The 525-nt window shown below is 63.6% G+C and carries 1 protein-coding gene; it reads right to left on the reverse strand.

All coding sequences use genetic code 11. The features are described from left to right. The coding region (locus tag JJ959_RS21320; RefSeq protein WP_366817105.1) for a DUF6537 domain-containing protein at positions 1-525 on the reverse strand (525 nt) is incomplete at both ends.

Here is a 525-nt window from a genome sequence, read left to right on the forward strand (position 1 = left end):
TGCCGTTCCATGCGCCGCTCCTCGGTGCGCCCGAAGATGTCGAAGCGCGTGCCGCGCAGTCCCTTCATCTTCGCCAGCACACGGAAGGCCGGCAGCATCCAGGGTCCGAATTCCATCTTCTCGATCTTGCCGGTTTCCGGATCCGGGCGGGTGATGCCCGGAGGCGCGAGGTGGAAGCGCAGCTTGTAGTCACCGTCGAAGGTCTGGCGGATTTCCCGCAGGAACTTGCCATCGGTATAGAGCCGCGCGACCTCGTACTCGTCCTTGTAGGCCATGAGCTTGGCGAGGTTGCGGGCCACCGCCTCGGCAATGCCGCTGAATCCGGAGCCTTTCGCCTGATCGGCCTTGGCGACCTTGCGCACGATTTCCTCGTAGCGATCGGCATAGGCCTTGTTCTGGTACTTCGTCAGCAGCTCGCGGCGATGCTCGATGATGTCTTCCAGATCGGTCAGCGGCTTGACGAAGGGCAGGACGGGTGCGGCCGGCTTCACGGCCTTCTCGACCTTGTCGATGTCATGCGCCGCC

This window comes from Nisaea sp., assembly GCF_017640745.1.
Lineage (GTDB): Bacteria > Pseudomonadota > Alphaproteobacteria > Thalassobaculales > Thalassobaculaceae > Nisaea.